This is a genomic window from Nonomuraea sp. NPDC003201 (assembly GCF_053590415.1).
In genome coordinates this window covers 1-9,149 of the sequence record NZ_JBSFTC010000380.1, presented here as the reverse complement: position 1 = coordinate 9,149, position 9,149 = coordinate 1, and the positions used below count along the sequence as shown (strand labels likewise).

Here is a 9,149-nt window from a genome sequence, read left to right as displayed (position 1 = left end):
TGGTCACCCAGACCATCCACGTGGGCGACTGCGAGCTGCTCGAACGCTACATGGACCACAATCCGCGCTGGGCACCGGCGAGATCAGGGCGCTGGCCGCCAGCCGCGCGCCCGGACCCGGCGGCAGGCCGCCCGCCGACCGGTTCGGCTTCCAGCAGGGCACCACGGCGATGGTGTACACGCTGACGGCCGCGCTGGAGAGCGGCATGCGCTACGACGACGGCTTCCCTTACCTCAGCCAGTATCGGGCGGCGAACTACCACGCGTTCAAGAACTGCAAAGGTCAGAACGTCGCCGAGCCGTCGTTCTCGATCCTCAACAGGCAGAGCGACCACGGCGCGTTCACGACCCTGCGCTCGGGCACCCGGACCGCCGAGAACACGTTCTTCATGAAGCTGACGGAGAAGGTCGGTCTCTGCGAAAGCGTGCAGGTGGCCAAGCGCCTCGGGCTCAAGCGGGCCGACGGCCTGCCGTTCCAGGAATTCGAGACGTTCTCGTTGGGGATCAACGAGGTGGACCCGGTCTCGCTCGCCGGCTCGTACGCCACCCTCGCGGCGCACGGCAGGCGGTGCGAGCCGCGGCTGGTCACGGAGGTGCGCGGCGGCTCAGGCGTCGTACGTTCCTTCCCGGCGCGGTGCCAGGAGGCGCTGGAGCCCGCGGTCGCCGACGCGGTGACCGGCGTGCTGGCGGAGGCGCTGGCCAAGGGCCCGCTCAAGGGGCTCGGCCGGGACGCGGCGGGCATGGAGGGCACCGCTGACGCGTTCTCCACCGCCTGGTACGCCGGTTACACCCCCGACCTGGCCTCCGCCGTCGCGCTCGGCGACCCGCGCGGCGCGGTCGCGCACAAGCTGTCGGACATCACCGTCGGCGGCCGTCGCTACCGGCACGTCGAGGGCACGTCGATCCCCGGCCCGATCTGGAAGTCCTCGATGACGGAGGCGCTGGCCGGCAGCGCGGGGACGGCGTTCGCGAAGCCGGACCTGGCGCGCTTCGGCGGCTGCCGCGACCACTGCGCCCCGTAACCGCTCCGGCTCCCCGCCTCAGGCGGGGTGGTCGAGGAGTGACTCCAGCTCGGCGACCGCGTGGGCGCGGTGGATGTCGAGGGTCGTCACCACCTCGTCGGCGGCGAGGCGGCGCAGGGCGTCGAGGGTGGCGCGGTGCTCCTTGACGACCCGCTCCCGGTTGCCCGCGTCGCCGTAGTACATCGACCGGTAGGCGTCCGTGGTGTCCCACAGGGTCCTGATCAGGCGGACCAGCCGGGGCATGCCCGCGCAGTCGAACAGCGTCATGTGGAACAGCCGGTTGGCCGTCGCCATGGCCAGCACGTCGCCCGCCGCGGCGGCCCGCTCGACCTCCTCCTGGGCCGACTCCAGCCGGGAGAGGTCGTCGTCCGTGAGCCGCTCGACGGCCCGCCGGACGGCCTCCTCCTCCAGCAGCTCGCGGATGCGGTAGACCTCGCGCAGGTCGTCGAGCGAGAGCATGACGACGCAGTAGCCCTTGTGCGCCTTGTAGGTGACCAGGCCCTCGCCTTCGAGCGTCTTGAGCGCCTCACGCAGGGGGACGCGGCTGACCTGCAGCTCCTCGGCCAGCGCGTCCTGCCGGATGGGGGCGCCGGGGCGCAGGCGCCCGGTGGTGATGGCAAGGCGGAGCTCGCCCAGCACGAACTGCTGGGCCGTCGGCGGCCTGCGTCGTGCCTCGTCCGAACTCATCGCCCCAATATCTCACGAACCCATTCCTCGTCCTCCCCCAGCCGGGGCGGCCGGTGGCGGTAGGAGGGCGGGGTGGCGCTGAGCCGCAGCGGGTTGGCGACCTGGCCGACCCCGTCGAGCTGAACGGAGGGCTCCAGGCCGAGGTCGTCGGCCAGGGCGAAGGCGGCGGCCAGGTCGTTGATCGGGCCGCAGGGCACCCCGGCGGCGGTGAGCGTCTCGAACCACTCGTCGGCCGTACGGGCGGCCAGCGCCGCGTTGAGCTCGGCGACGAGCCCGACGCGACCGGCGACCCGGTCCGCGTTGGTGGCGTAGCGGGGGTCCCCGGCGAGGTCCGGGCGGTCCAGCGCCCCGCAGAGGGCCTGGAACTGGCGGTCGTTGCCGGCCGCGATCACGATCGGGCGGTCGGCGGCCTCGAAGACCTCGTACGGGACGATGCTGGGATGCCGGTTGCCCATCGCCTGGGGGACCACTCCGGCGGCGGCGTAGGCGGAGGCGTGGTTGGTGAGCGCCGACAGGAGGGACGACAGCAGCGAGACCTCGACGTGCTGCCCCTCGCCGGTGCTGTCGCGGTGGCGGAGCGCGGCCAGGATGCCCAGCCCGGCGTGCAGGCCGGTGATCACGTCCACCAGCGCCACGCCTGCCTTCGTCCCGGGCCCGCCGGGCTCGCCCGTGACGCTCATCAGCCCGCCCACCGCCTGCGCGATCAGGTCGTAGCCGGGCAGCCCGGCACCGGGTCCCGACCCGAACCCGGTGATCGAGCAGTACACCAGCCCGGGGTTGAGCTCGCGCAGCGAGGCGTAGCCGAGCCCGAGCCGGTCCATCGTGCCGGGCCGGAAGTTCTCGACCACCACGTCCGCCCGGGCGGCCAGGGCCCGCGCGACCTCGATGTCCGCGCGCAGGTCGAGGGCGATCGAGCGCTTGTTGCGGTTGACGCCGAGGAAGTACGTGGCCTCGCCGTCGGGCGCGTACGGCGGCCCCCAGGCGCGGGTGTCGTCCCCCGCGCCCGGCCGCTCCACCTTGACCACCTCGGCGCCCAGATCGGCCAGCAGCATCGTGGCGTACGGCCCCGCCAGCACCCGGCTGAAGTCCGCCACCAGCAACCCCGACAGCGCACTGCTCACGCGCCCTCCTTCGTCGGTCGCGTGCGCAAACTGCTGTGTCCAATTGTTCGCTCGCTACGCTCGCTCACGCCGGCGCCCCGAGGTAGACGGTCATCGTGTGGGTGAAGAACTCGCGGGCCGCCCGCCCCTGCTCCTTGGGCCCGAACCCGCTCTGCTTGACCCCGCCGAACGGCACGTACGGGAAGGTCCCGGCCGACTCGGAGTTGATGTGCAGCACGCCGACGTCCAGCCGATCGACCGCCTGCAGAGCCACCCCCAGGTCCCTGGTGAAGATGGCCGCCGACAGGCCGTGGTCGCTGAGGTTGGCCAGCCCCAGCGCCTCCTCGGTCCCCGACGCCCGCACCACGCCCACCACGGGCCCGAACAGCTCGGTACGCCAGAAGTCCACCCCGGTCCCCGGCAGGTCGAGCACGGTCGGCGGCACGAACCAGCCCTCGCCGTCGTACGGGGAGGAGCCCGCCAGCGGCTTGGCCCCCTCGTCCACGGCCCGCGCGACCCCGGACGTCACCCGGTCCCGGGCGGCCGAGCTGACCAGCGGGCCCATCTCGACGCCGGGCGACAGGGGGTCGCCGACCACGAGGCGCGCGGCCCGTTCGGCCACCCGCTCCAGCAGCTCGTCCGCGACCGGGGAGGCCACGATGAGCCGCGAGGTGGCCGTGCACTTCTGGCCCGTGGAGCGGAACGCGCCCAGGCAGACCTGCTCGGCCGCGTGGTCGAGGTCGGCGTCGGCGAGCACGACGGAGGCGTTCTTGCCGCCCATCTCCGTCTGCACCGGCTTGCCCAGCTCGCCGCAGCGCGCGATCACGGCCCGCCCGACCGCGGTGGAGCCGGTGAACGAGATCGCGTCCACGCCGGGGTGGTCCACGATGGCCGAGCCGGCCTCGGCCTCGCCGTACACGAGGTTGAGCACGCCGTCCGGCAGCCCCGCCGAGGTCAGCGCCTGCGCCAGCCGGTAGGCCAGCAGCGGCACCAGCGACGACGGCTTCCACACGACGGTGTTGCCGTAGCTGAGCGCGGGTGCGATCTTCCAGGCGGGGATGACGATCGGGAAGTTGAACGGCGTGATCAGCCCGGCCACGCCGATCGGCTTGCGGACCACGAGGACGTTCTCGCCGGGCCTCGGGGAGGCGAAGATCTCGCCGCTCTCCCGGTCGGCCTCGCCCGCGTAGTAGCGCAGGATCCGGGCCGAGCCGCGTACCTCGGCGACCGCCTCGGGCAGCGTCTTGCCCTCCTCGCGGGCCAGCTCGGCGCCCCACTCGTCGGCGGCGGCGTCCACCAGGTCGGCGGCGGCCACGAGCACCGCCGCGCGGGCGTGGTGCGGCGTCGCCGCCCACCCCGGCGCCGCCGCACGGGCCGCGCCGACGGCCCGCTCCACCTCGGCCGCGGAGGCGAACCGCCCCCGCGCGACCACTTCGCTGGGCCGGGCCGGGTTGGTGTCGGCGAACTCCTCGCCGTCGCCCTCGACCCAGCGGCCGCCGATGAGATTCAGAAGGTCCATGGTCAACGAACCCTAACTGTGCCATATTGGATTTTCAATATTGGATCCAAAATACGGAGGCCATCCGATGATCACCCCGACCGCGCTCTTCGCCATCGACACGCTGCTCACCGAGGAGGAGCGCGAGATCAGGACCACGGTCAGGCGCGTCTGCGACCGGGAGATCCGCCCGCACGTCGCGGAGTGGTTCGAGACCGGCGAGCTGCCGGCCCGCGAGCTGGCCCGCACGCTCGGCTCGCTGGGCGTGCTCGGCATGCACCTGGAGGGGTACGGCTGCGCGGGCATGGGCGCGGTCTCGTACGGGCTGGCCTGCCTGGAGCTGGAGGCGGCCGACTCCGGGCTGCGCAGCCTGGTGTCGGTGCAGGGCTCCCTCGCGATGTACGCCATCTGGAAGTACGGCAGCGAGGAGCAGAAGCAGGAGTGGCTGCCCGCGATGGCGGCCGGCGAGCGCATCGGCTGCTTCGGCCTGACCGAGCCCGACTTCGGCTCCGACCCGGCGGGCATGCGGACCACGGCCAAGCGCGAGGGCGGCGACTGGGTGCTGAACGGCACCAAGATGTGGATCACCAACGGCTCGGTCTCGGACGTGGCGGTGGTGTGGGCGCGTACGGACGAGGGTGTCAGGGGCTTCCTGGTCCCGGCGGGCACCCCGGGCTTCACCGTGAACGACGTCAAGCACAAGATCTCGCTGCGCGCGAGCGTGACGAGCGAGCTGGTGCTCGACGGGGTGCGCCTGCCGGACGCGGCCATGCTGCCCGGCGCGCGGGGCCTGTCGGGGCCGCTCGGCTGCCTGAACGAGGCGCGGTTCGGGATCGTGTTCGGGGCGATGGGGGCGGCGCTCGACTGCCTGGAGACGGCCATCGCGTACGCCGGCGACCGCGAGGTGTTCGCCAGGCCGCTGGCCTCGTTCCAGCTCACCCAGGAGAAGCTCGCCGACATGGCGCTGGAGCTGGGCAAGGGCCTGCTGCTCGCCGTGCACCTGGGCCGGCTGAAGGAGGCCGGGACGATCACCCCCGAGCAGGTGAGCGCCGGCAAGCTGAACAACGTGCGCGAGGCCCTGGAGATCGCCAGGAAGTGCCGCACGCTGCTCGGAGCGAGCGGCATCACCCTCGAATACCCGGTGATCAGGCACTCCGTGAACCTCGAGTCGGTGCTGACCTACGAGGGCACGTCCGAGATCCACTCGCTGGTCCTGGGCAAGGCGCTCACCGGGATCGCCGCGTTCCACTGATCAGAACGTCTGCCAGGTCGCCTCGGTGACCTGGCACGGCCCGCCCTGGTGCACCCGCAGCCGCGCGGCGACGAGGTCCAGCGCGATGGTCGCGACGGTCTCCCACCGCTGGTTGATCGGCAGCGTCTGGTCCGGGTGGGCGCAGACGGGCGCGTCCTCGGGGCCGTGGCTGAGCATGGCCAGCGCCCGCTTGGTGTGGTCGTCGCTGCTCAGGCCCTCGGTGTTGGCCCTCAGGTGCTGGAACCTGGCGTACGTGCTGGGCCGGTCGGTGGAATGCCGCTCGTCCTTGGCCAGCGCGGGGTCGAGGAAGTGGTTGCAGTGCTGCAGCACGCCGTCGGGCTCCGGCGGTATGACCGCGACGCCGGCCGGGGAGATCTCGATCGAGGCCGCGTCCGACGAGGTCACGGCCGTGATGACGGTCGAGGCGGAGACGGTGGCCGAGCGCGCGATGTCGGCGGCCTCCTCCACCGTGGTGGCCTCGTCCAGGATCCTGCGGGCGATCAGGTGGACGGGCACGCCGAGGTCGGCCGTGTCGGAGTCGTGGCGCAGGATGTTGAAGTGGATGCCGAGCCCGCCCGTGTTCACCCCGATCTTGGCCAGCGCCCCGGCCTCGGTGAACGTGCGCACGACGTGCCCCGGACGCGGCTCCAGCTCCCAGAGCATGGGCGCGTCGCGCAGGTGGTCGTGCCAGTCCCACGTCTGCACCGTGCGCGGCGCCTCCCCCGCCCCGGGCAGCACGACGGAGGTGGAGCACTCCCCCTCGCCGGTCGCGTCGATGGCGGCCAGGATCTCCGTGCGCGCGTTGACGACGGCGACCTGCCAGGGCTCCAGACCGGCGCCGCCCGCGATCCCCGCGATCTCCTCCGCCAGGTGCGGCGCCCAGTCGGCGGTGCGCTCCAGGGCCACCTCGCCCCACGTACGGACCTGCGTCGCGGTGGCGCCCGCGACGGTGAACAGGTCGGTGTAGCCGGAGAGGTTGGCACGGATCGCCTTGCTCCGGTGCGTGCCGAGTTCTTTGCCGCGGGCTCGGGGGTCAATCTGCGTCGACGTGAAGCTGGGGAAAGTCATGAACCATCCATCAGGTCGGCGAGCCTGGGGTTCTCGGCCGCGAACGAGGCGCGGACGCGCGCGTACCGCTCGGCGTCGATGTCCTGGCTCAGTTTGAACATGCTCTTCTCGGTATGCACATGCACCCGAAAAGCCACTACCCCCGGCAGGAGCGCGGCGAACCTCTCCCTGGACGCCGGGGTCGGCTCCCAGGAGGGTGAGCGGAGCGACTCCAGTGCCGTGACGGTGCGCTCCACCACGTCGAGCGCGTCGTCGAGCAGTTCCACCCGTCCCGTCACGTGCACGGCCGCGTAGTCCCAGGTCGGGACGGCCGGGTCGGTCGCGTACACGGTGGGCGAGACGTACCCGTGCGCGCTGGAGAAGACCACGAGCACCTCGGGCGAGGACTCGAATGAGCGCCAGTGGGGGTTGGCGCGGGCCATGTGGCCGAGCAGCGCGCCGCCTTCGAGGGCTCCGCCGTCGAGGATGACGGGGACGTGCGTGGCGACCGGCACGCCGTCCACCGTGCTGACGACCAGGGCGAACGGGTTCCGCCTGACCAGCTCGACCGCCTGGGCCGGGTCCTTGGCGGCGTAACGAGGGAAGATGTGCATCGGGCTACTCCACCGCGCTCAGGATCGCGTCCCAGGCGAGCTCCGACGCGAGCGTCCCGAGGCCGGTGGGCTTGACGCTCACCAGGTCCACCTCGTCCGTGGTCATCGCGAACAGCACGTCGCCGTCGTTCATGGTGTGGAACGGCTGGATGCCGCGGTGCATGGAGCTGTGCACCTGGCGGCCCACCTGGAGCAGCTCGACGTCGGTCAGCTTCACGTTCGTCACCATGACGGTCAGCGTGGTGTTGCCCATGACGGCCGGGGCCGGGTCGCCGACCATCGCGGCGTAGTCGGCGCCGGGGTGGCGGCGGGCGCCGTCCTCGGCGTGGTAGTTGCCGCGCACGATCCCGCCCTGCCGGTCGACGACCGCGCCGACGGCGTTGACCACGGTCGCCACCAGCACCTTGGCCTCGCCGAACGTGCCGAACGCGGCCCCCTGGCCGGCGAACTCCGCCCGGCCGAAGTCCACCTTGCCGGCGCTCGCCGTGCGGCCCGCGCCGCACCGGCCCACCGGGAACTCGCCTTCGACGGCGTTGCGGAGCGCGGCCCGGCCCAGCTCGCCGTCCGGGTAGACGGCGGTCTCCCTGGCCGAGAAGTCGTAGATCACCGCGCCGGACACGAGCTGGAGGTCGTCCCATCGGGTCCGGTTGTCCCTGCGGGCCAGCAGCTCGTCGCTCACGCCCGCGGCGGCGGCCAGACCGTACACCGAGCCGCCGGCGAAGCAGATGGCGTGGTTGTAGTCGTACCCGCCGCTCAAGCCGACCGCGCCGCCGCGCCCGTCCACGGCCGTGCGGGCACCCGCCGGCACGTGGATCACGGTGCACCCGGTGGGGCCCTCCGCGTACTCGGCCGTGCCGACGAGCACGCCGGGCAGGTCGAACGCGACCGACCCGCGCCCGGGGCTGGCCTGCGGGGTCAGCGGCAGATCCGCGTTGCGCGGCACGCCGGGCGCGAACGACGATGGGGTCGCGAGCCGGGGCTCACTGGTCACAATGCCTCCAGAAGCTGCTTCGAGTACTCGTGGGCGGGTGCCGTGTAGAAGGTGGCGGTGTCGGCGGTCTCGACGATCTCGCCCCTGCGCATGACCGCGATCCGGTCGGCGACGTAGCGGACCGCGCCGAGGTCGTGGGAGATGAACAGGGCGCTGAAGCCGTACTCGGCCTGCAGGTCCTTGATGAGATTGAGGATCTGCACCTGCACGGAGACATCGAGCGCGCTGACGGCCTCGTCGAAGACGATGAACCTGGGCCGGGTGACCAGCGCGCGGGCGATGGAGACGCGCTGCCGTTGGCCACCGGACAGCTCATGGGGGTAGCGCGAGGCGAACGACGCCTCCAGCCCCACGTGCTCCAGCATCTCGGTGACCGCGTCGACGGCCGGGCGGCCGAGCACGTCCAGCGGCTCGGCGACGCTCTGGCCGACGCGCATGCGCGGGTTGAGCGACCAGTGGGGGTGCTGCAGCACGGCCTGCATCCGGCCCGCCAGCTCGCGCCGCCGCTTGGGGAAGGGGCGGCCGTCGAACCTGACCGCGCCGGACGTGGGCCGCTGCAGGCCGAGCGCGACCCGGCTGCTGGTCGTCTTGCCCGAGCCGGACTCGCCGACCAGGCCGAGCGTCTCCCCCTCGGCGACGGACAGGGAGACGTGCCGCATGGCGTCCAGGTGGATCCGCCGCAGCGGCGGCCCGGCGGCGAAGGTGACGGTGACGTCGTCGAGTTCGAGTATCACGCCGCCACCTCCCCAGCGCGGTGGCAGAGGACGTCCTGGTCGCCGACCCGGACCGGTTGCGGGCGTTCGTGCTCGCAGCGCTCCTCCGCGAACGGGCAGCGCGGCGCGAAGGCGCAGCCCGGCGACGGCCCGGTGAGCACGGGCGGGCGGCCGGGCACGGGCTCCAGGCGGACGCCGTGGGCCGCGGCGGCGGGCGCCGACCCGG

Annotated in this window: 10 protein-coding genes; 2 read left to right on the top strand and 8 right to left on the bottom strand. The window is 72.8% G+C overall.

Going from position 1 to position 9,149, the window contains the following annotated elements:
* Nucleotides 1-1,021, top strand: a 1,021-nt coding sequence (locus tag ACWDX9_RS54800; RefSeq protein ID WP_449970412.1) for a penicillin-binding transpeptidase domain-containing protein, incomplete at its 5' end; no start/stop codon positions are given.
* Between the two features lie 18 nt (nt 1,022-1,039).
* Here ACWDX9_RS54800 and ACWDX9_RS54795 read toward each other — a convergent pair.
* From ACWDX9_RS54795 to ACWDX9_RS54785, 3 genes are all read right to left on the bottom strand, one after another.
* On the bottom strand, nt 1,040-1,708 hold the full coding sequence (locus ACWDX9_RS54795) for a GntR family transcriptional regulator (protein WP_449970409.1): 669 nt from the start codon (nt 1,706-1,708) through the stop codon (nt 1,040-1,042).
* Nucleotides 1,705-2,829, bottom strand: a complete 1,125-nt coding sequence (locus tag ACWDX9_RS54790; protein ID WP_449970407.1) for a CaiB/BaiF CoA transferase family protein — start codon at nt 2,827-2,829, stop codon at nt 1,705-1,707. Before ACWDX9_RS54790 ends, ACWDX9_RS54795 begins: the two co-directional genes overlap by 4 nt.
* Before the next feature lie 64 nt (nt 2,830-2,893).
* Entirely contained in the window at nt 2,894-4,327 is a 1,434-nt protein-coding gene (locus ACWDX9_RS54785; RefSeq protein ID WP_449970404.1) for an aldehyde dehydrogenase family protein, read from the bottom strand.
* A 67-nt stretch (nt 4,328-4,394) separates the two neighbouring features.
* Here ACWDX9_RS54785 and ACWDX9_RS54780 point away from each other — a divergent pair, with 67 nt between their 5' ends.
* Entirely contained in the window at nt 4,395-5,558 is a 1,164-nt protein-coding gene (locus ACWDX9_RS54780; RefSeq protein WP_449970402.1) for an acyl-CoA dehydrogenase family protein, read from the top strand.
* Here the strand turns inward: ACWDX9_RS54780 and ACWDX9_RS54775 are convergent, their stop codons facing one another.
* From ACWDX9_RS54775 to ACWDX9_RS54755, 5 genes are all read right to left on the bottom strand, one after another.
* On the bottom strand, nt 5,559-6,626 hold the full coding sequence (locus ACWDX9_RS54775) for a C45 family autoproteolytic acyltransferase/hydolase (protein WP_449970399.1): 1,068 nt from the start codon (nt 6,624-6,626) through the stop codon (nt 5,559-5,561).
* Nucleotides 6,623-7,219, bottom strand: coding sequence for an FMN-binding negative transcriptional regulator (locus ACWDX9_RS54770; protein WP_449970396.1), 597 nt, complete (start codon nt 7,217-7,219; stop codon nt 6,623-6,625). The genes ACWDX9_RS54775 and ACWDX9_RS54770 overlap by 4 nt, the downstream gene beginning before the upstream one ends.
* A 4-nt stretch (nt 7,220-7,223) precedes the next feature.
* A complete protein-coding gene (locus tag ACWDX9_RS54765; RefSeq protein ID WP_449970394.1) occupies nt 7,224-8,210 on the bottom strand; it encodes a P1 family peptidase in 987 nt (328 codons plus the stop codon).
* A complete protein-coding gene (locus ACWDX9_RS54760; RefSeq protein WP_449970391.1) occupies nt 8,207-8,944 on the bottom strand; it encodes an ABC transporter ATP-binding protein in 738 nt (245 codons plus the stop codon). Before ACWDX9_RS54760 ends, ACWDX9_RS54765 begins: the two co-directional genes overlap by 4 nt.
* Nucleotides 8,941-9,149 (bottom strand): oligopeptide/dipeptide ABC transporter ATP-binding protein (locus tag ACWDX9_RS54755; RefSeq protein ID WP_449970389.1); only part of this gene is annotated, 209 nt, incomplete at its 5' end. The genes ACWDX9_RS54755 and ACWDX9_RS54760, both read right to left, overlap by 4 nt.

Excerpts from the sequence above, each read along its gene's own strand:
- ACWDX9_RS54795 (WP_449970409.1), bottom strand. The coding sequence starts at position 1,708 with ATGAGTTCGGACGAGGCACGACGCAGGCCGCCGACGGCCCAGCAGTTC.
- ACWDX9_RS54785 (WP_449970404.1), bottom strand. The coding sequence starts at position 4,327 with ATGGACCTTCTGAATCTCATCGGCGGCCGCTGGGTCGAGGGCGACGGC.
- ACWDX9_RS54780 (WP_449970402.1), top strand. The coding sequence starts at position 4,395 with ATGATCACCCCGACCGCGCTCTTCGCCATCGACACGCTGCTCACCGAG.
- ACWDX9_RS54775 (WP_449970399.1), bottom strand. The coding sequence starts at position 6,626 with ATGACTTTCCCCAGCTTCACGTCGACGCAGATTGACCCCCGAGCCCGC.
- ACWDX9_RS54770 (WP_449970396.1), bottom strand. The coding sequence starts at position 7,219 with ATGCACATCTTCCCTCGTTACGCCGCCAAGGACCCGGCCCAGGCGGTC.